This is a genomic window from Pseudomonas sp. B21-053 (assembly GCF_026016365.1).
GTDB classification, from domain to species: Bacteria; Pseudomonadota; Gammaproteobacteria; order Pseudomonadales; family Pseudomonadaceae; genus Aquipseudomonas; species Aquipseudomonas nunensis.
This window is the reverse complement of sequence record NZ_CP087205.1, coordinates 253,090-274,038: the sequence shown is the minus strand read 5'-3', so window position 1 is coordinate 274,038 and position 20,949 is coordinate 253,090. Positions and strand designations below refer to the sequence as shown.

Genomic DNA, 20,949 nt, shown 5'->3' with positions numbered 1-20,949 from the left:
CTCGCTCCTACAGGTATCGAGTCGTACACAAATGATCGGCACGACAACACCCTGTAGGAGCGAGGCTTGCCCGCGAAGAGGCCCTACCAAACACCAAAAATTCAATGCCCTGACTGGAATAACCATCATGACCAAGAAGCTCCTCTCCCACCCAGTCAAAGCACTGGCCCTGGCCCTCGGCCTCTTCAGCTCCGTCACCTTCGCCGCCGACGCGCCACTGAAAGTCGGCACCACCGCCGCGTTCGCCATCCCGCTGGAAGCCGCCGTCGAAGGAGCCTCCAAGCAAGGCCTGAAAGTCGAACTCGTGGAGTTCACCGACTGGATCGCCCCGAACGTCAGCCTCGCCGCCGGCGACATCGACGTGAATTACTTCCAGCACGTGCCGTTCCTGGAAAACGCCAAGGCTGCCGCCGGTTTTGACCTGGTGCCGTTCGCGCCGGGGATCATCAACAACGTCGGCCTCTACTCGAAAAAATACAAAAGCTTCGACGAGCTCCCAGAAGGCGCCAGCGTGGCCATCGCCAACGACCCGATCAACAGCGGTCGCGGTCTGCAACTGCTGGCCAAGGCCGGGCTGATCACCCTCAAGCCGGGTGTTGGCTACAAGGCCACCGAAGAAGACATCATCGCCAACCCGAAGAAGATCAAGATCCTGCAGGTCGAAGCCGTGCAACTGGTGCGCGCCTATGACGACGCCGATCTGGTCCAGGGCTACCCGGCGTACATTCGCCTGGCGAAGACCTTCGATGCCGGTTCTGCGCTGCTGTTCGACGGCCTCGATCACAAGGAATACGTGATCCAGTTTGTGATCCAGCCAAAAAGCAAAACCGACCCGCGCCTGATCAAATTCGTCGATATCTACCAGCACTCGCCAGCCGTGCGTACTGCGTTGGATAAGGCCCATGGCAAGCTGTATCAAGCCGGTTGGGAAAGCTGAAAATGACGGCCGCGATCCAACGGCGACTGGATATTCCAGAGCCCCATAAAGCCGCACAAGCCGAACTGCACCCGGACCTGAATCGCGCTCACGTGCGCTTCATCGGCCTGGGCAAAACCTACAACGGTCAGCAAGGTCCGGTGGCGGCGTTGCACGGCATCGACCTGGCGATCCAGCGCGGTGAAGTGTTCGGCATCATCGGCCGTAGCGGCGCCGGCAAGTCATCGTTGATCCGCACCATCAATCGCCTGGAGCAACCGAGCACCGGGCGCGTGCTGATCGATCAGGTCGACATCGGCGAGTTCGATGAAGACCGTTTGGTCGCGCTGCGCCGGCGGATCGGCATGATCTTCCAGCACTTCAATCTGATGTCGGCCAAGACCGTGTGGCAGAACGTTGAGTTGCCGCTGAAAGTCGCCGGTGTGCCCAAGGAAAAACGCGAGCAGAAAGTCCGCGAATTGCTGGAACTGGTGGGCCTGCAAGAGAAGCACAAAGCCTACCCGGCGCAGCTTTCCGGTGGCCAGAAACAACGCGTCGGCATCGCCCGCGCATTGGTGCACGACCCGCAAATTCTGCTGTGCGACGAAGCGACTTCGGCGCTGGATCCTGAGACGACCCAATCGATTCTCGGCCTGCTGCGCGAGATCAATCAGCGCCTGGGTTTGACCATCGTGCTGATCACTCACGAGATGGCAGTGATTCGCGACATCTGCGACCGCGTCGTGGTGCTTGAGCACGGACGTGTCGTCGAGCAAGGGCCGGTGTGGGAGGTGTTTGGCAACCCGCAGCATGAGGTCAGCAAGACCTTGCTCGCGCCGCTGCAACACGCTCTGCCGGAGGAACTGCAAAGCCGTTTGCGTTCGCAACCACAATCTTCCGACGCGGCGGTTGTGCTGCGTTTGCAATTCACCGGCAGCGCCACGGATGAACCGGATCTGGCGGCGCTATTCGCCGCCCTCGGTGGCCGCGTGCGCCTGCTGCAGGGCGGCGTGGAGCGGATTCAGGGGCATGCGCTGGGGCAATTGCTGTTGGCGGTGGCAGGTTCGTCCCTGGGCGCCGAGGAATTGCGGCAGCGCGCCGGCAACTGGGCGCAACAGGTGGAGGTGCTGGGTTATGTGGTTTGATCGCTTGCTTCAGGGCTTTATCGACACCTTCCTGATGGTCGGCGTGTCGTCGCTGATCGCGCTGCTGGCGGGGATTCCGATGGCGGTGATCTTGGTCACCAGCGACAAGGGTGGCATCTACCAGACACCCGCGTTGAACCGCGTGTTGGGCGCGTTCGTAAACCTGTTTCGCTCGATTCCGTTTTTGATTCTGATGGTGGCGCTGATTCCGTTTACGCGGTTGATCGTCGGCACCACTTACGGCGTGTGGGCTGCGGTTGTTCCGCTGACCATTGCGGCTACGCCGTTCTTTGCGCGGATTGCTGAAGTGAGCTTGCGCGAAGTCGATCACGGCTTGATCGAAGCGGCGCAGGCGATGGGCTGCCGGCGCTGGCATATCGTCTGGCATGTGCTGTTGCCTGAGGCGCTGCCGGGGATTGTCGGCGGTTTCACCATTACGCTGGTGACGATGATCAACTCCTCGGCCATGGCCGGGGCGATTGGTGCCGGTGGGCTCGGGGACATCGCGTATCGGTACGGGTATCAGCGCTTTGACAGCCAGATCATGTTGACGGTGATTGTGTTGCTGGTGGTGTTGGTGGCGATTATTCAACTCGGCGGAGATCGGTTGGCTCAGGGGTTGAACAAACGCTGATCTTTGATATAAGCACAGAAAAGGAAGGACCCACCGTTCTCAGCAGGCGAGGAACTTCCTTTACTCTTATTATATATTTTTCACGAAAATCTTAACTTATCCTCTCTCAGCAAAGATTAGCTCTGTGTCCCCGTCGCACCACTAACATCAGTAGCCTTTTAATTGCAGCGCCGTTAAATCCTCATGAAAACGCTCAAATATTTTTGTTTTATTTTCCGCTTCAAGAGCTACTTTCTCACGCGTCAGCCACGTGCTTTTCGAATATATATCACCGTAAAAATACGCATCATTTACTGAGGCGGCATGAATCACATTTACAGTTCCTTTTGCCCCACGGGCATACCGAATAGACAGTACATCCCACAAAGTCCCCGCAACCCCGCGCTCCGAGTCATTTAATGGGTTTTCATCAGAATCAAAAAACTTATCTCCCAGAACAGCCTTTACCCCGACCCCCGCACGAAGTGCACTGCCGGCTAGCAAATCCCCTCTTGCCGTTGGTGAGTCCATATACTTAAACCGCTCCTTCAAATACATAAATCCAATCTTGGTACTATTCGAACCAACATAATTAAGATTTTTGTAAACGTTCAGTTTTTCTCCTCCCGGTGTCATTTCTACTGTCATGCCCCTCGTCTTACGAGCAAGGAACTGCGCTGTCATCATTGCGCTGTAAACAACTTTCCCCGTGGAATCAATGGTGTCACCACTCCAAAAATATGATCTGTCGACTGGTGTTTCAACGTTGGCACTAAACACAAACTCACCCAACGCTTTCAACTCTTTATTTCGAGCAATCACAACATTGACGAGCGCTTTGAATTTCTCCGCCGAATGAACTTCACGTCGGGAAGTCGTTAACGCACTCAATGCCCTCAATGACGTGCTTGCTCTGTCTGCATCACTACTAGCATCCTCCGCTTTTCGCATGTTGAAAGCGGCATCACCCCGCCTCATCAAACCAACAGGATCTCTATGGGAAATTGGGTCATTTTTAACAAACAAAAAATAATTTAAACCATCAGCAGATTTCGCTGGATCGGTATTTAGCCACCGTTGCAGCCAAGGTGCGTAATAGCGATACCCATAGTAATAAAGCCCCGTCGCATCCCGCTCTTTCCCCGAGTAGCGAATTGTTTTGTACTTCGCCACCAATGCACCTTTACCCGCCCAGCATGCCGTGCCACCGAACGGGTAATAGTGTTCACGGGTTAACACGCCAGCTTCATCATCCAGTTCCAGCGCGCATGAGCCCAAGTGATCACTTAGGCTGTAACGCAGATGATCGCTCCTGGTGTCATGTGGCCAATGCAGTGCTCGGACAGCATCACGCCCGGCGTCAACGCTGATTACATGGCGCTCGTCGCCGTCGCAGGCACGATGGATTTCCAGGCCTGGCAGGTAGCGGACTTCAGTGCAAAGCGTTTGCCCACTGGTTTGAATAAAAGACACTTTTTGCAAACGATGGCCAGGTCGGTCGTAGACGTAACATTGGTAGTCGTCAGGCGCGCTCTCACGCTTGACCAAGGTCACCCGGCCCAGCTGATTACGAATGTCCCACGTCATTGCTTGCCCGCGTTGCAATTCCAACTGATTGCCAGCTGCGTCGAATCCCAGTGAGATATGGGATTTTCCCGGCAAAGAGCCGTCCTCCCGCTGGGCCAGGCTTCGGTTGCTGTGGATTGACGTAAACATCGAAAACCCCGGCGCACCGCTGTGGTGGCGGGTGGTCAGATTGCCCGCCGGGTCGTAATCAAATGTCTGGGTGTAGTTGCGGCGTTGATTGGGGTCCAGCGGTAAGTGCAAAAACCCCGGCAACGCTGGACCGTGGCTCGGCGTGGCAACTTCCCAACCTTTGGCTTCGACCAGTTGATACAGGCTGTCGTAGCGATAACAGTTGATCGGTTCTATGCGTTGACTGTTGAAATGAATGGCGGCTTGGGATTTGTCTTCCAACTCGACGATATTACCCACCGGGTCGTAGACGTAATTCAGATCCTGCAAGGGTCTTTGATTGGGGACGCCGGCCACCAGCCTCAGCAACCGAGCGTCGTCGGCACCGTACTCCGCGAGGGTAATCACCCCGTTACCGGCGGTTTCGCTTTCGATCTGATCGTAAGCGTTGTAACGGATGTCACTGATCAGACATTGCAGTTTTTTGCCTGTGCCTGACTGAAGAAGCCAAGTTTCACAGGGTTTACCGGCCACGTCGTGATGGAAGGCTCTGACATTGCCCATGGCATCCGTCTGGCGCCGGAGTTCGCCCGTTGGGTTGAAGCGGTGGTTCGTAACGAACGATTGTTCCTCCAGATATTCGTTTCGGGCATTGAGGTCGAGCGGCCAGTCGGGCCTTTCGAGCTCGGTAAGGAAGCGTCGGGACTCAACCAGCAGAGCGCCCGCAAGACCATAGTCGCTGAACAGTTGATGACCGCCAGGATCGTCATGACGGATCAGTTGGCCGCATTGGTTGTGCTGCGCGAAGGCGTCATTGGCGTCGGCGTACAGGCAACGTTCAACGACATCGGGTGACTCGCCAAAAGCCTGCTCCGTGACCGCCACCAGACGCTGCTGATCGTCATAGTCGCTTTGCCGCTGGTTGCCCCGACCGTCCCAATACGAACGCAACGAACCCGCTTGATCCAACAGGCTCAATTGCCATCCCGCATCCACACTGTCCGTCAGCAAAGCCTGACCGCTCAAACTATAGAGCGTGGCCAGGTTTGGCTTCGATGCTGCGTCCCACAATCGCGGGTCCCATGACTCAACCACCCGCCCTGTTGCATCAAAAGTCTGCCGGGTGATGCGCGCCTCGATGGCAGGCTTGTCGGGATGGCGGCAATAGCCCACGTTGCGGATCACTAACGCACGTGGATCCGTGACCGACAAGGTCGGCGTGGCGGCGTCATGGCGTACGGTCATGGCATTGGCAGTCCTTCGTTCTGGTCGAGGAAAGATTGAGCCCTTTTTGGCCGGACCGATACTGTAAGAAGTAACAGGTGGATGTCCTTGATATCGCCTTCACGGGCAAGCCTCGCGCCTACAGAGGTACGTGGCTGCGCAGCAGCCCCAAGGTTGATGGCGTATATTCGGCAAATCCCCATTGCCTGCGCAGCCGACCATGAAACAAACCCCCGACGACCTCCAGCAGATCACCGCCACCACCCTGGGCCATTACAACTCGGTGGCCGAAGGTTTTCGTGAAGGCACGCGTGATCACGATGTCAGCCAGAACATAGATGCGTTGCTGCGGCACATCCAGGGTGAAGCGCCGTTCAGCATTCTCGACTTCGGCTGCGGGCCGGGGCGGGATTTGCAGACGTTTACGCGCATGGGCCACATCGCCGTTGGGCTTGATGGCTCAGAGAGGTTTGCGCAGATGGCCCGGGAGGACAGCGGCTGCGAGGTTTGGCAGCAGGATTTTCTGAAACTCGATCTACCGGCGGAGCGCTTCGACGGGATTTTCGCCAATGCGGTGCTGTTTCATATCCCGCGCCAGGAATTACCTCGGGTGTTGACGGAATTGCGCGGGGCGTTGAAACCGGGCGGCGTGTTGTTCAGTTCAAATCCACGTGGGGAAAATCAGGAAGGCTGGAACGGGCCGCGGTATGGGGCTTATCACGATTTGCAGGCGTGGCAGGCGTTGCTGACCGAAGCCGGTTTTGTCGAGTTGGAGCATTACTACCGGCCGGCGGGGTTGCCGCGGGATCAGCAGCCTTGGTTGGCGAGTGTTTGGCGTCGCGTCGACTAGCGCGAAGACCAAAAGATCGCAGCCTTCGGCAGCTCCTACAGGGGTCGCGTCCGTCTGGACAACTCGGTCAACTGTGGGAGCGGGCTTGCTCGCGAAGGCGGTGTGTCAGACAACAGAGATGTTGAATGTTAAACCGCCTGTGGGAGCGAGCCTGCTCGCGAATAGAGCGCGAAGCGCTCGCCTTACTGCGCTTCTTTCTTCGGCTCGCGGATTTTGTACCAGGCGACGTAGAGCGCCGGCAAAAACAGCAGCGTCAGCAGCGTCGCGATGATAATCCCGCCAATCATCGCGTAGGCCATCGGCCCCCAGAACACTTCCCTCGCAATCGGGATCATCCCCAGACTCGCGGCCGCCGCCGTCAGCAGGATCGGCCGGCGACGATGTTCCGTCGCTTGCGCCACCGCATCCCACGGTGCCAGGCCTTCCTTCTCCAGCGCATCGATCTGCGTCACCAGAATCACCGAGTTGCGGATGATGATGCCGATCAGCGCCAGGATCCCGAGGATCGCCACGAAGCCCATGGGCGTGCCGGTCGGGATCAGCGCCAGCACCACGCCGATCAAGCCGAGCGGCGCGACGCTGGCTACCAGAAACAGCTTTTGCACGCTGTGCAGCTGAATCATCAGGAACGTCGCCATCAAGAACAGCATCAGCGGCACAACCTTGGCAATCGGCCCTTGGGCCTTGCCGCTTTCCTCGACGGTGCCGCCAGTCGCGACCTTGTAACCCACCGGCAAACCGCTAGCGAATTTATCGATGGTCGGTTGCAGCTGTTTCACCAGGTCGGTCGGCTGAATCTCGTCGCGCACTGCGGCCTTGATGGTGATGGTGGGTTTGCGGTCGCGGCGCCACACCAGCGGTTGCTCAAGCTCATAACGCACCGTGGCGAAGGCCAGCAACGGAATCGAGGTGCCGCTCGGCGTGACGATTTGCAGGTTCTGCAAGGTTTCCGGCGTGCCACGCTCAGCATCCTCGGCGCGACCGACGACGTTGATCAGGTAAATATCATCGTCCACCTGAGTGATCGGCGAACCGACCACGATGCTGTTCATCAGGTTGGCCACGTCTTCCGAGGACAACCCGAGTTGCCGCGCCTTGTCCTGGGCGATGTCGATGCGCAGGACTTTGCCCGGCTCGTTCCAGTCGTAAATGATTTCGCCGATGTGCGAGTTTTTATCCAGTTCAGTGGCCAATTCGATCGCGTGTTTGCGCACTTGATCGATGTCCTTGCCGCTGACCCGGTACTGGATCGGCCGCCCCACTGGCGGACCCATTTCCAGGGCCTGGACGTAGCTGCCGATGCCGACAAAATCCTTGCGCAGGCGCTCGCTCAAGCGCTGGCTGAGCGCGGCGCGCGATTCCAGGCCTTTGCTGACGATCACCAATTGCGCGTAGTACGGGTTCTGCAATTGCTGGTCGAGAGGCAGGTAGAAACGGATCGCGCCCTCGCCGATGTAAGTGCTCCAGCGCACGATGTCCGGGTCATCCTTGAACGTCGCTTCGAGCTTGTCCACGGCTTTGCGGGTTTCATCGATCGAGGCGTTTTGCGGCAGGTTGAGGTCGACGAGGATCTCCGGGCGGTCCGAGGACGGGAAGAACTGGTTCTGCACGAACTGCATGGAAAACACCGACGCCACGAACAGCGCGATGGTGATGCCGATCGCCCACCAGCGATTGCGCATGGCCCATAACATCCCGCCATTGAATGCGCGACCGATGCGACCCGGCTCGGCGGAATGCGGTTTCACGTTGGTGCTGAGGATGTGCACGGCGATCACCGGGGCGAACAGCACCGCGACCACCCACGACACCAGCATCGCCACCGCGATCACCGCAAACAGCGTGAAGGTGTACTCACCGGCGGAGCTGGCGTTCAAGCCAATCGGCACAAACCCGGCCACCGTCACCAGCGTACCCGTGAGCATCGGAAACGCGGTCGAGGTGTAGGCGAACGTCGCCGCCTGCTCCTTGGTTTCGCCCATTTCCAGGCGCGTGACCATCATCTCGACGGTGATCATCGCATCGTCCACCAACAGGCCGAGGGCGATGATCAGCGCACCGAGGGAAATCCGCTGCATGGTGATGCCGCTGTATTCCATGAACACAAAGACCATCGCCAGCACCAGCGGAATCGAGCACGCCACCACCAGCCCGGCGCGCACGCCGAGGCTGATGAAGCTGACGATCAGCACGATCACCACCGCTTCGAACAGCGCACTGGTGAAGCCGCCGACGGCTTTTTCCACCACATCGGCCTGGTCGGAGACGTTGTGCACGCCGACGCCCACCGGCAGGTCGGCGGTCAGGTCGGTCATGCGCTGGTGCAGGGCCTTGCCGAATTCCTGGATGTTGCCACCCTTCTTCATCGCAATCGCGAGGCCGATGGCCGAATGACCGTTGAAGCGGAATTCCGGGGTGGCCGGGTCGACGTAACCACGGCTGATTTCAGCGATATCGGCCAAGCGATAGAAGCGATCGTTGAGCCGCAGGTTGACGTTGGCCAGGTCTTTCTCGGACGCGAACTGCCCGGAAGTGCGCACGGAAATCCGCTCCGGCCCGGCCTCGATCACACCCGCCGGGGTCACGGCGTTCTGCGATTGCAGGCTTTGCACCACCTGACGCTGATCGATGCCCAGCGCGGCGAGTTTGCGTGTGGAGAAGTTCAGATAGAGGACTTCGTCCTGCTCGCCGACCATCTCGACCTTGCCCAGCCCCGGTACGTCACGAATTGCGGCGCGCACCTGCTCCACGTAATCGCGCAACTGGCGCATCGACAAGCCGTCAGCGGTGAAGGCATACACCGAACCGAACACATCACCGAATTCGTCGTTAAACCCTGGCCCTTGCAGGCCTTGGGGGAAGTCGCCGCGAATATCGTTGATCTTCTTGCGCACCTGGTACCAGATTTCCGGGATGTCCTTGGCACTGGTGGTGTCGCGCAGGTAGACGAACACCGTCGATTCGCCGGGCCGGGTGTAGCTTTTCACGTAATCGAGGGAGTCGAGTTCTTCGAGTTTTTTCTCGATGCGGTCCGTGACCTGCTTGAGGGTTTCTTCCTGGGTCGCACCCGGCCAGCGGGTCTGGATCACCATGGTCTTGATGGTGAACGAGGGGTCTTCCTCGCGGCCCAGGTTCATGTACGAGAACACGCCCATCAGCAGCGCGACGAACATCAAATACCAGACGAACGACTGATGTTTGAGGGCCCATTCGGATAAGTTGAAACTCCCTTTCATCGCGGGCTTTCCTCGTCGATTTTGACTTTTTGCCCGGGTTTCAGGCTGTTCACACCGGCGCTGACCACGCGCTCACCGGACTTCACGCCGTCGGCCAGCACCACCGTTGCATCGGTTCGGCTGATCAGGTTGACGTCCCGTGGGGAAACGGTCTGGTTCTGCGGGTCGATGACCCAGATACGGGTTTTGCCATCGACTTCTTGCAGGGCGCTGACCGGCAGTTCCAGACGGGGTTTGATCGCCGAACTGAGGGTCACGCTGATTGCCGTGCCGAGGCGAAAGCCGGGCGGTGTGTCGGTCAGGGTCAGGCGGGCGCGACGGGTACGGGTTGCGCTTTGGGCCTGAGGTTCGATTTCACGGATGATCGCGGTGCTGGTGATGCTCGGGTCCAGTTGCGAGGCGACCTGGAACACCACGTCCGCCGGCAGTTGATCGACCAAGGTGTCCGGCAGGTCGATCACCGCTTCCTTGATGTCCGGTTGCGCCAGGGTCACCACTTGCTGGCCGGCGGTAACGACTTGCCCGGCCTCGGCGTTCCACGCGGTGACGATGGCTTTGTGATCGGTGCGCAACTGCACGTAGTTGAGTTGGTCCTTGGACTGATCGACCGCAGCCTTGGCTTGATCAAGGGACGCTTGGGTGGTTTTCAAATCGGTCTGCGCGATGTCCAGTTGCGCCTGGGCGCCGACGCCACGATCAAACAAGGCTTGCTGCCGACGGGCGTTAGCCTGAGCGTTGATGTATTGCGCCTGGATGCGCGCCAGATCGCCCTCGGCCGAACGCAACTGATTCTGCTGATCGGTGGGGTCGAGGGTCGCGAGCAACGCGCCCTTCTCGACTTCGGCGCCAACATCGACATTACGGCTGGCGATACGGCCCGGCACACGGAAGCCGATATTGCTTTCGTAGCGCGCCTGAATGCTGCCGGCGAAGCGCCCGAGGTCTTCCTGATTCAGGGATTTGACCTCGATCGACAGCACCGGGCGCACCGGCTCCGGCGGCGGTTCTTCTTTTGAGCAGGCGACCAGCAGCAGACCGGCGGTCAACAGCATCAGGCGCTTCATTGGTCAGCTCCCGGTGCCAAATCCTTGTAGGTATTTTCGGCGATTTCCACTTTCATTCCCGGGTGCAGTAACTGGCCGCCGGCGATGATGACTTTTTCGCCACCGTCGAGGCCGCCGCTGATGATGACTTTGCCGGTCAGGTAACGGCCGACAGTGACGGTGTGCAATTGCGCCTTGCCGTCGGCGTCCACCAGCCACACGGCCGGGTCGCTGAGGTTTTTGGTCAGGGCCGACCAAGGCAATTCCACCGCGGATTTGCCCGGCGTCTTCGCTGTGGCGCTGACCACCGAGCCGAGTTGCATGCCCTCGGGAAGGCCATGCAGGGTGACTTTGACTTGCACGGTGCCGGTCTGCGCGGACACCGCCGGGGTGATTTCCCGGACAGTGCCGGTGGTTTTGATCGCGGGGTTGTCGAGCAGGCTGACCACCAACGATTTGTCCGAAGGCGGCTCAGCCAGCAGCGATTCGTAGACGTTGAACACGGCGTCGCGCTCACCGTCCCGGGCCAGGCTGAAAATCGGCACCGTGGCTTGCACCACCTGGCCGACTTCGGCCTGGCGCGCGGTAATCACGCCGGGGGCTTCGGAGATCAACGAGGTGTAGCTCAGTTGTTCGCGGGCATTGGCCAGTTGCGCCTGGGCGGCGGTCAGGGCGCTTTGGCTGCTGCGCAACGCAGCCTGGGCCGCATCGTATTCGCTTTGGCTGGTGTAGCCCTTGGGCAGGAGTTTTTGCTGGCGCACGAACGCGGCGGCGGTCTGTTTGACCCGCGCCTGTTCGGCGACGACCTGGGCCTGGGCCGAATCGACGTTGGTCTGCAAATCCTTCGGATCGAGCTTGGCGAGCACCTGTTTGGCGGACACCCGGTCACCGACATCGACCATGCGCTGGATGATCTTGCCGCCGACGCGGAACGACAACTCGGTCTGCACCCGTGCCTGGACATCGCCGGTGAGGGTCACCGAAGCGGCGTAATCCGCGGGTTTGACCGCTTGCACGAAGACTCGCGGCAGGTCTTTTTCGACCGGTTTCTTATCGCCGCAAGCGGTCAGCAGCGCGAACACGCCCAGCCCCACCACAATTTTCAATCCGGTACCCGCCATGCAGACTCCTTTTCGTTGTACGAACGTGCAAGTGACGATACGACTGTGAGCTTAGAACAGGGTTCCACCTTCGCCCGCAGGAATGGGGATTTCCCCTGTAGGAGCTGCCGAAGGCTGCGATCTTTTGACTTTGACGGTGGATAAATTGCCAGAAGATCAAAAGATCGCAGCCTTCGGCAGCTCCTACAACGTAATTTCGTCAACGCGGTTATCCTGATGCCGATTCTGGACCGCAGAGAAGTCTTACATGCTCAAAACCCTCGCGGTGGCCAATTACCGCTCGATCAACAAATTGGTGATCCCGCTGGGCCGGCTAAACCTGATCACCGGCCCCAACGGCAGCGGCAAGTCCAACCTCTATCGCGCCTTGCGCCTGTTGGCGGAAACCGCCCAGGGTGGCGTGGTCAATGCGCTTGCGCGTGAGGGTGGGCTGGATTCGACGTTCTGGGCCGGGCCGGAAAACATCACTCGGCGCATGCGCAACGGTGAAGTGCCGATCGAGTCCAGCGTGCGCCACGGGGTCAAACGCCTGCGCCTGGGATTTGCCGGGGAAGACTTCAGCTATTCGATTGCCCTAGGGTTGCCTGCGCCGACACAGTCCTACTTTGCCCTCGACCCGGAAATCAAGAAGGAATGCATCTGGGCCGGGCCGCTCTACCGTCCGGCCAGCCTGCTGGTGGACCGCGAAGGCCCGATGATCCGCGCCCGTGAAGGGCGCAACTGGGACGTGTTGGCCCAGCACACGCCGAATTTCGACAGCCTGTTCGATCAGGTCGGCAGTTTGCGCACCTCGCCGGAAGTCATGCATTTGCGTGAATTCATCCGCCGTTGGCGTTTCTACGATCACTTTCGCAGCGACGCCGACGCCCCGGTGCGTCAGCCGCAACTGGGCACGCGCACGCCGGTGTTGCACCACGACGGCCGTGATCTGGCGGCGGCGTTGCAGACGATTCGTGAAATCGGCGATCCGGAGGCGTTGCAGGCCGCGATCAGCGATGCGTTTCCCGGCGCACGCTTGAACATCGCGCCGTTGCAGGGCGGACGGTTTGCCATCGAGTTTTATCAGGAAGGATTGCTGCGGCCGTTGTCGGCGGCGGAGTTGTCGGACGGTACGTTGCGTTATCTGCTGCTTGTCGCCGCACTGCTGACGCCGCGACCACCGTCGCTGATGGTGCTGAACGAGCCGGAAACCAGCCTGCACCCAGACCTGTTGCCGGCGTTGGCGCGGTTGATTATCCGGGTGTCCGGGCAGTGTCAGGTGTGGGTGGTGTCCCATGCCCGGCGGTTGATCTCGGCGTTGCAGGAAGACCCGGAGTGCAATTGCATTGTGCTGGAGAAGACCCTGGGCCAGACCGGGATCGTCGGGCAGCGGATGCTGGATGAACCGGCGTGGCATTGGCCGGATTGAGCGGCGCCTGTTAGACCGCTTTCGCGAGCAAGCCCGCTCCCACAGATGACCGAGTTGTCCAAGAGGATGCGGTCTAATGTGGGAGCGGGCTTGCTCGCGAAGGCAATCGAAAGATTACCGCATAGGTCTGGTCATCACCCCTGCCACTTCCCACCCTCGACAATCACGCTCTCAGGCTTGGTGTCATCGCTCAGTTCTTTACGCACATATTGGTCGTACAGCTTGAGCAGGTACTTCTCTTCACCCAACTTCGCCAACTCGACATTCACCCAGTCCCGCAGTTCGATGTTGCCCTTCTTCACTGCCGGCGCAATCGGCGCTTCGGCACCGAGGGTTTGCTCCAGCACGCGATAGCCCGGGTTCTGCTTGGCCCAGCTGAACAGCACCAGGTTGTCTTGCGCATAGGCGTCGCCGCGACCATTGGCCAAGGCTTGCAGGGACTCGGAGTTTTTTTCGAACTTCAGCAGTTTCCAGTCCGGGTGATTCTTGGTCAGCCAGATATCGGCGGTGGTTCCGGTGGTGACGATGGTGGTGCGGCTCGCCAGGTCATCGAGGTTTTTCACCGAGCTGCCCTGTGGGACAAGCGCTTGCACCGCAACCTTGAGGTTCGGGTTGGTGAATTCCACCGCTTCCTTGCGCTCCGGGGTCACGGTCATGTTGGCCAGGATCAGGTCAACCTTGTCGCTTTGCAGGAACGGAATCCGGCTGGCCGGTTCCACCGCGACGAACTCGACTTTGTTTTCATCGCCCAGCAGATCCTTGGCGAATTGACGGCCGATGTCGGTATCGAAGCCAACGTAGCGCCCGGCCTCGTCGACGAAACCAAACGGCGGTTTGTCGGTAAACACGCCGACAATCAGCTTGTCCCGGGCTTTGATTTTATCCAGGTAGCTGGCCGGCGCCGCGCTTTCGCTGGCGACTTTCGGCTTCGGCGTTTCTTCGGATTTGTTGCAGCCAGCCAGCAGCGCGAGTCCGAGCAGCGGCAGTAAAAAGAGTGAAGACTTGGCAGTTTTCATAGCGGTTCCAGTTCCTTTGTTTGAGTCTTTTTGGGCAGGGCTTCGACGTAGGAGAATTTCTCCAGGAACTGCTGCGCTCGTGCGGTTTGCGGGTTCGTAAAGAAAAGCTCGGGAGGGTTTTGTTCGAGGATGCGCCCGGCATCCATGAACACGATGCGGTCGGCCACAGCGCGGGCGAAGGCCATTTCGTGGGTGACGATCAACAGGGTCATGCCTTCGCGGGCCAGGCCCTGAATCACTTCCAGCACTTCCTTGACCATTTCCGGGTCGAGGGCGGCGGTGACTTCATCGAAGAGCATGACCTTGGGGTTCATGCACAGCGAACGGACGATCGCGATGCGTTGCTGCTGCCCGCCAGAGAGCTGGCGCGGATAAGCATCGCGCTTGTCCAGCAGGCCCACGCGTTCGAGCAACGCTTCGGCTTGGGCGCGGGCGTCGCGGCGATCACGTTTTTGCACTTTGACCGGGCCGAGCAGCAGGTTATCGAGCACGTTCATGTGCGGGAACAGGTGATAACTCTGGAACACCATGCCTATCTGCTGGCGCACGTCGCGCCAGTCGGTGCCCTTGTCGAGCAACTCGCGGCCATTGAAATTCAAACTGCCGCTGTGAGCGACTTCGAGGCCGTTGAGGCAACGCAGCAAAGTGCTTTTGCCGCAGCCGCTGGGACCGAGGATGACGATGACTTCGCCCGGTTTCACGCTCAGGTCGATCTCTTTGAGCACCTGTTGCTCGCCGAAAAACTTGTTGAAACCCTTGAACTCGATCAGTGCGCTCATGCTTGCGTCCAGCGCCGCTCCAGCACGCGCGAGGCGGCCGAAAGCGGGTAGCAGATGAAAAAGAAAAACAGGAAAAGCGCGCCGTAGATCAGCACCGATTCGTAGGTGCGCTCGATGATCTGCTGGCCGACCTTGATTACGTCCACCACGCCGATCAGCACCGCCAGGGAGCTGGTCTTGATGATTCGCGTGTAGACGTTGATGGTCGGCGGCGTCATGCGTTTCAGCGCCTGGGGCAGCAGCACGTAGCCGAACAGTTGCGGGCCGTTCAGGCCAATCGACAACCCCGCCTCACGCTGGCCGCGCGGCAACGACAGCAACGCACCGCGCACCACTTCGCCGACCTCGCTGGCGCCCCACAGCGACAACACCAGCACCGCGCACCAGAAACTCGGGATGCTCAGGCCAAAGAAAATCGGCAGGCCGAAGAACAGCAGGTACAGCCAGACCAGCACCGGGATCGCCCGGAACAGCTCCAGATAAACCCGCAGGATCGCGTTCAGCCATTTCGAATTCAGCGTGCGCAACACACCGTAGAGCACGCCGCCAACGGTGCTGATGGCGATGCTTAGAAACGATATCGACAAAGTTTGCGCTGCGCCCTTGCCCAGTTGCGGCAAAGACACCCACAGCAACTCAAGACCCGAACTGGCCATGCTGGAGCCTCCTTTCCAGACGGCTGAGCAGCAGCGACAGCGGCAAGAACAACAGCACGCAAATCAGCGTCAGCACGGCGAGCATTTCGTAGGTTTTGTAGTAGAGCGCGATGTAGCTTTTGGTGGTGTAGAGAATCTCCGGCACCGCCACCGCCGAGACCACGGTGGTTTCCTTGAGCAGGAAAATGAAATTGGCGAACAGCGACGGCAGGCTGAGGATGCCGGCTTGCGGCAGGATCACGTAGCGCAATAATTGGCCGTGGGACAAGCCGATGGAGCGACCGGATTCGAGTTGCGCCTGGGGCACCGCATCCACACCGGCACGCAGCACTTCGGTGAGGTAGGCGCCGCCGAGGAAAGTCATGGTGATGATCGCCGCGGCAAAACCGGAAACGCTGATGCCCAGCGCCGGCAAGGCGAAGTAGACGAAGAACAGCTGGATCAACAGCGGGGTGTTACGCGCCAGCTCCACGTACAGCCCGACCAAGCGCTGCAGGTAAGGCGTGCGAAACACCAGGATCGTCGCGTTGATCAGCGCCACCAGCAGCGACGTGCCGATGGCGATGAAGCCAACCTGCAGCGTCACGCCCACGGCTTTGAGAAACGCCGGCAGGGTGCTGAGGATAAAAGCGTAATCGAAGGTCATTGAACATCCTGGACGCCGCTCGGTAAGCGACGGTGGTGCAGTCCATGGGCGGTGGATAACTACCCGGCAGACAACGACTTTAAAGGTATAAAAAGAAGAATTTAAATACCGTTAAAGCATATTGATATCACGCAAAAAACTATCCCACGGATTTGCGACAGCAACGGAAGACGACTATTTTCCTTTGCGCTGTAGGAAGGATCTATTTTTCAAAAAGCCCCTCCAAGGACGCACAGCTTTTGGCCAGACTCCCCGGCCAAACCATCACAAGGAAGAGAAAAATGGCTGACGCAAAAGTGCCGCAACCGCTGGACCCGCAGGACATCGTGAAGTTGCTGGTGGCGTTGCGCAGGGCGTTGAAGGCCGGAGTGGCCTAGACCTTAAAAAGCAAAAGATCGCAGCCTCGTTTCACTCGACAGCTCCTACAGGGATACGCATTCAATGTAGGAGCTGTCGAGTGAAACGAGGCTGCGATCTCTTGATCTTCGGGCCAATAAAAAACGCCAACGCTATATAAGCCGTCGGCGTTCGAAACCTTGAAGGGGTTTAAAGCTGCGTCGAATCAGAACGCCGGCAATACCGCGCCGTTGTACTTCTTGGCGATGAACGCTTTCACTTCCGGGCTGGTCAGGGCCTTGGCCAGTTTCTGGATCGCGTCGCTGTCCTTGTTGTCCGGACGAGCCACCAGGAAGTTCACGTAAGGCGAATCTGCACCTTCAATCACCAGCGCGTCTTTGGCCGGGTTCAGGCCTGCTTCCAGCGCGTAGTTGGTGTTGATCATGTCCAGGTCGACCTGGTCCAGAACACGCGGCAGCATGGCCGATTCCAGTTCCTTGAACTTGAAGTTATGCGGGTTCTTGGCGATGTCTTTCGGGGTAGCCAAAGCGTTTTTCGGGTCTTTCAACTCGATCAGGCCCGCCTTCTGCAGCAGGATCAGGGCACGGCCGCTGTTGCTGCCTTCGTTCGGGATAGCGATGGTTGCGCCGTCTTTCAGCTCAGCCAGGGTTTTGACTTTCTTCGAGTAGCCGCCGAACGGTTCAACGTGCACGCCGATCACGGTGACAAGGTTGGTGCCTTTGCCTTCGTTGAAGCTTTTCAGGTACGGCAGGGTCTGGAAGTAGTTGGCGTCCAGACGCTTCTGATCGACCTGCACGTTCGGCTGAACGTAGTCGGTGAAGACTTTGATTTCCAGATCCACGCCTTCTTTGGCGAGGGTCGGTTTGATCAGTTCGAGAATCTCGGCGTGTGGAATCGGGGTCGCCGCAACCACCAGTTTCTCGCCAGCCTGGGCCAGGCCCGCAGTCAGGGCAGCCGCCAATGCGGTGAACAACAGAACCTTTTTCATGCAGTGTCCTTATCGAAAATCACGGTCGCCAATGACGACGGCTATTAGTACGTGTGCCAGTGAAGTGCTATCGCTGGCGTGAAGCGGACAATACCGGGATTTTTTATTCCCGAACAATATCTTTTATTCACTTTCATATTCCATTTTGTTCATACAGCTCTAGCCTGCACATTACCCGTAGGAGCGAGGCTTGCCCGCGAAAGCGTCCTTCCTGAGACACCGCGTTGTCTGGTTCGCGAGCAAGCTTTGCTCCTACAGGAGTCCGGCGTTGTTGAGGAGTTGTTTCAGGGCTGTTTGCTCGGCAGCGGAACCACTGGCGAGGATCTGTTTGAGTTGCCGTTCAATCTGCGCCAACGACGGCAATGCCTCCGGCAGATTCAAATGCTCGGGCAAGATCTCATCCCCGGTGCTGACCAGCAGCGCAAAGTGGATGACATTCTCCAGCTCCCGGGTGTTGCCCGGCCAACTGTGCGCCTCCAACACCTGTTGCGCGGCTTCGCTGATCAACGGCACCGGCAGGTCCAGGCGCTGGCTATAGATGCCCAGAAAGTATTCCGCGAGGGACAGGATGTCGCCCACCCGCTCACGCAGCGCCGGCAATTCGAGCTGGCCTTCGCTAAGGTAGTGATAAAGCCGTTCATGGAATTTCCCGGCCGCCACTGCTTGAGCCAGGTCGATGCTGGTAGCCGCGACCAGGCGCACGTCCACCGGGCTCGGCTGGTGCGCGCCAACGCGGGTGACTTCGTGGTTTTCCAGCGCCGAGAGCAGTTTGATCTGGATCGGTAGCGGCAAATCGCCGATCTCATCCAGGTACAGCGTCCCGCCATTGGCCGAGCCGAACCAGCCGGCACGACTGCTGGCCGAACCGGTGTAGCTGCCGGCGGCATAACCGAACAATTCGGCATCGGCATAGGTCGGGCTGATCGCGCCGCAATTGACCGAGACGAACAAGCCGCCACGATCACTCGCACGGTGGATGTGCCGCGCGAGCAATTCCTTGCCGCTGCCGGTTTCACCGCGAATCAATACTGAAATGGAGCGCGGGGCCAGTTGCTCCAGCTCTTGGCGCAACTGCCGCGAACGCGGATCGACGAATACCAGCGCCTTGGCGCGGATGCTCAGGGGACTTTTTTCGGCGTCGGGGAAGGTCAGCAATGGCTGACCGAAAGTTTCAAAACTCATGGCAGACTCCCGCCCAAAACCGCCGGGAGACGGGGGCGTTAAAAATAAAATTTAAGCGCGGCGCAGGGCGTGATGTTCCATGCGGTTTTGCAGGCGATAGAGATAGGCAAAACCCTGCTCCCAACGCTGGTGACCAGACTTGACGTTGATGTGCCCGGCACCCGCCAGGATCCCCGCCTCGGCGCCCCAGTTACGGGCCAACTCCATCGCGCGGGTTGCGCTGACAGCGCTGTCGTTATCGGAGCTGACAACCTGGCTCGGGAACGGCAGCAACGTGGTCGGGATCGGTGCAAAGTTACGCAAGGCCGGTGCGCAGGCCGGACGCTCGACGTCTGCGGGCGCGACCAGCAAGGCACCGCGCACCTGACGCAGGAAATTCAGTGGCGCCGTAGCCGCCCAATGGGCAACGGTGATGCAACCCAGGCTGTGGGCGATCAGGATCACCGGCGTGCTGTCGGCGGCAATCGCCTCGGCCAGCGCCGCGACCCAGTCTTCACGGCGCGGTGTCAGCCAATCGGCCTGCTCCACCCGTGCACTGTTCGGCAGACTGTTCTGCCAATGTGTTTGCCAATGATCTTCTGGCGATCCTTGCCAGCCCGGCACAATCAGGTAGCGAATTGATTCGTTGCGCATGGGGAGCTCTCCTGCTGCTTGTCTGTTCCTGATCGATTATAGGGATGAGAGTTATATTCGTTAAGGAATAAGAAGCTATTTATTAAGACCCATATCGAATATATGGTGATCCCTGTAGGAGCTGCCGAAGGCTGCGATCTTTTGATTTTGATTTTTACAAGCAAGATCAAAAGATCCGCAGCCTTCGGCAGCTCCTACAGGGGGTCGGTGTTTTAGGCATAAAAAAAGGGCCGCACCCTGCCAAGGAGACGGCCCCGGAAAACTTGAAATCTGTTAGCGCGCGGTAATCACCGACAACTTGGTAATCCCCGCCCGCTCAATGGACGCCATCGCCCGCGCCACTTCGCCGTAATTCACCCCGTCATCGGCCTGCAATTGCACGCGCACTTCAGGGTCCTTGGCCTTCGCCGATTTGAGGTTGAACTCCAGCAAGTCCGGCTGGATTTCATCCTTGTTGATAAACAACTTGCCGGCGCCATCGATGCTCACCACCAGCGGGTCTTTCTGCTCCACCGGGGCCACAGCCTCGGTCTTGGGCAGGTTGATCGGGATCGCGTTGGTCAGCAGCGGCGCGGTGACGATAAACACCACCAGCAGCACCAGCATCACGTCCACCAGCGGTGTCACGTTGATCTCGCTCAGCACCTCGTCACTGTCTTGCGTGGAGAAGGCCATATCAGGACGCCTCCTTCACTTTCTGCGCGCCGCCCTGAGCGACCACTTTGTGCGAGGTCGGGTGAATCAGCAGGCGGAACGAACTCTTCTGCGCCAGGCTGTAGAAGTCATGGGCGAAATCGTCCAAGTCCGCCGCCGTCAGTTTCAGGCGTCGCAAAAAGTAGTTGTAAACCAGCACCGCCGGCACCGCGACGGCGATCCCCACACCCGTGGCAACCAGTGCCGCGCCAATCGGCCCGGCCACCGTTTCCAGGCTCGCCGAACCCGCCGCGCTGATGCCTTTCAACGCTTCCATGATTCCCCACACGGTGCCGAACAAACCAATGAACGGCGAGGTGCTGCCAATACTCGCGACCACCGCCAGCCCGGTTTCCAGCGAGCGACGCTCGCGGACGATCTGCTGACGCAAGGCGCGCTCCAGGCGATCCTGATGATTGATCGCCTGGCTCAAGTCATTCGCCGGCGGCGCTTCACCGACCTGGATCGCCGCGTAACCCGCCTGGGCCACACGCGCCGCAGCACCCGGCTGGGTTTCGCTCAATTCGGCCGCCGAGTCGAGACTCGAAGCGGCCCAAAACTGTTTATGAAATTTGCGATCCTGGGCTTTCAGGCGGCCAAACTGCACGCCCTTGAGCAACGCCAAACCCCAAGTGGCTACGGAAAAAACCACCAGCAGCCAAATCACCGCGCTTTCGATGGATTCAAGTGGAGAGGCCAGTAACGTCATGATGTATTCCCTCGTGTAAATTTTTCGCGCGAAATTGGT

Annotated in this window: 18 protein-coding genes; 5 read left to right on the top strand and 13 right to left on the bottom strand. The window is 59.1% G+C overall.

Annotated features, from left to right (window positions below; translation table 11 throughout):
- The first annotated feature begins 127 nt into the window (after positions 1 to 127).
- The 3 genes from LOY68_RS01180 to LOY68_RS01170 are packed head-to-tail and all read left to right on the top strand — an operon-like array spanning position 128 to position 2,695.
- The gene (locus tag LOY68_RS01180; RefSeq protein WP_265042462.1) at positions 128 to 937 is read left to right on the top strand and encodes a MetQ/NlpA family ABC transporter substrate-binding protein; all 810 of its coding nucleotides are present in this window, start codon (positions 128 to 130) and stop codon (positions 935 to 937) included.
- A 2-nt stretch (positions 938 to 939) separates the two neighbouring features.
- The gene (locus LOY68_RS01175) at positions 940 to 2,061 is read left to right on the top strand and encodes a methionine ABC transporter ATP-binding protein (protein ID WP_265042461.1); all 1,122 of its coding nucleotides are present in this window, start codon (positions 940 to 942) and stop codon (positions 2,059 to 2,061) included.
- The gene (locus LOY68_RS01170) at positions 2,051 to 2,695 is read left to right on the top strand and encodes a methionine ABC transporter permease (protein WP_265042460.1); all 645 of its coding nucleotides are present in this window, start codon (positions 2,051 to 2,053) and stop codon (positions 2,693 to 2,695) included. Before LOY68_RS01175 ends, LOY68_RS01170 begins: the two co-directional genes overlap by 11 nt.
- A gap of 147 nt (positions 2,696 to 2,842) precedes the next feature.
- Here LOY68_RS01170 and LOY68_RS01165 read toward each other — a convergent pair whose 3' ends face one another.
- Positions 2,843 to 5,614: an RHS repeat domain-containing protein gene (locus LOY68_RS01165; RefSeq protein WP_265042459.1), complete on the bottom strand. Its 2,772-nt coding sequence runs from the start codon at positions 5,612 to 5,614 to the stop codon at positions 2,843 to 2,845.
- A gap of 199 nt (positions 5,615 to 5,813) precedes the next feature.
- Between LOY68_RS01165 and LOY68_RS01160 the strand changes: the two genes are divergently transcribed.
- Positions 5,814 to 6,443, top strand: a complete 630-nt coding sequence (locus tag LOY68_RS01160) for a class I SAM-dependent methyltransferase (protein ID WP_265042458.1) — start codon at positions 5,814 to 5,816, stop codon at positions 6,441 to 6,443.
- Positions 6,444 to 6,625: 182 nt separating this feature from the next.
- On the opposite strand, the gene LOY68_RS01155 is transcribed toward LOY68_RS01160, so the two are convergent.
- The 3 genes from LOY68_RS01155 to LOY68_RS01145 are packed head-to-tail and all read right to left on the bottom strand — an operon-like array spanning position 6,626 to position 11,843.
- Positions 6,626 to 9,679, bottom strand: coding sequence for an efflux RND transporter permease subunit (locus LOY68_RS01155; protein WP_265042457.1), 3,054 nt, complete (start codon positions 9,677 to 9,679; stop codon positions 6,626 to 6,628).
- Positions 9,676 to 10,743 (bottom strand): efflux RND transporter periplasmic adaptor subunit, encoded by a 1,068-nt coding sequence (locus LOY68_RS01150; protein WP_265042456.1) that lies wholly within the window; start codon positions 10,741 to 10,743, stop codon positions 9,676 to 9,678. Before LOY68_RS01150 ends, LOY68_RS01155 begins: the two co-directional genes overlap by 4 nt.
- Positions 10,740 to 11,843: an efflux RND transporter periplasmic adaptor subunit gene (locus tag LOY68_RS01145; RefSeq protein WP_163907706.1), complete on the bottom strand. Its 1,104-nt coding sequence runs from the start codon at positions 11,841 to 11,843 to the stop codon at positions 10,740 to 10,742. Before LOY68_RS01145 ends, LOY68_RS01150 begins: the two co-directional genes overlap by 4 nt.
- Positions 11,844 to 12,090: 247 nt before the next feature.
- Between LOY68_RS01145 and LOY68_RS01140 the strand changes: the two genes are divergently transcribed.
- Positions 12,091 to 13,251 (top strand): AAA family ATPase, encoded by a 1,161-nt coding sequence (locus tag LOY68_RS01140; protein WP_265042455.1) that lies wholly within the window; start codon positions 12,091 to 12,093, stop codon positions 13,249 to 13,251.
- 134 nt (positions 13,252 to 13,385) lie between these two features.
- Here the strand turns inward: LOY68_RS01140 and LOY68_RS01135 are convergent, their stop codons facing one another.
- The 9 genes from LOY68_RS01135 to LOY68_RS01095 form a co-directional block, all read right to left on the bottom strand.
- A complete protein-coding gene (locus LOY68_RS01135) occupies positions 13,386 to 14,267 on the bottom strand; it encodes a transporter substrate-binding domain-containing protein (RefSeq protein ID WP_054047854.1) in 882 nt (293 codons plus the stop codon).
- Positions 14,264 to 15,046, bottom strand: coding sequence for an amino acid ABC transporter ATP-binding protein (locus LOY68_RS01130; protein WP_265042454.1), 783 nt, complete (start codon positions 15,044 to 15,046; stop codon positions 14,264 to 14,266). The genes LOY68_RS01135 and LOY68_RS01130 overlap by 4 nt, the downstream gene beginning before the upstream one ends.
- A complete protein-coding gene (locus LOY68_RS01125; protein ID WP_054047859.1) occupies positions 15,043 to 15,702 on the bottom strand; it encodes an amino acid ABC transporter permease in 660 nt (219 codons plus the stop codon). The genes LOY68_RS01130 and LOY68_RS01125 overlap by 4 nt, the downstream gene beginning before the upstream one ends.
- On the bottom strand, positions 15,683 to 16,348 hold the full coding sequence (locus LOY68_RS01120; protein WP_054047861.1) for an amino acid ABC transporter permease: 666 nt from the start codon (positions 16,346 to 16,348) through the stop codon (positions 15,683 to 15,685). The genes LOY68_RS01125 and LOY68_RS01120 overlap by 20 nt, the downstream gene beginning before the upstream one ends.
- A gap of 562 nt (positions 16,349 to 16,910) precedes the next feature.
- Complete coding sequence (locus LOY68_RS01115) at positions 16,911 to 17,693, bottom strand: MetQ/NlpA family ABC transporter substrate-binding protein (RefSeq protein ID WP_123599489.1); 783 nt, start codon at positions 17,691 to 17,693, stop codon at positions 16,911 to 16,913.
- A gap of 252 nt (positions 17,694 to 17,945) precedes the next feature.
- Positions 17,946 to 18,875 (bottom strand): sigma 54-interacting transcriptional regulator, encoded by a 930-nt coding sequence (locus LOY68_RS01110; RefSeq protein ID WP_163907702.1) that lies wholly within the window; start codon positions 18,873 to 18,875, stop codon positions 17,946 to 17,948.
- 51 nt (positions 18,876 to 18,926) lie between these two features.
- Positions 18,927 to 19,508, bottom strand: coding sequence for an alpha/beta hydrolase (locus tag LOY68_RS01105; protein ID WP_163907701.1), 582 nt, complete (start codon positions 19,506 to 19,508; stop codon positions 18,927 to 18,929).
- 273 nt (positions 19,509 to 19,781) lie between these two features.
- A complete protein-coding gene (locus LOY68_RS01100; RefSeq protein WP_003220570.1) occupies positions 19,782 to 20,183 on the bottom strand; it encodes an ExbD/TolR family protein in 402 nt (133 codons plus the stop codon).
- 1 nt (position 20,184) lies between these two features.
- Entirely contained in the window at positions 20,185 to 20,910 is a 726-nt protein-coding gene (locus LOY68_RS01095; RefSeq protein ID WP_054047869.1) for a MotA/TolQ/ExbB proton channel family protein, read from the bottom strand.
- Between the last annotated feature and the right edge of the window lie 39 nt (positions 20,911 to 20,949).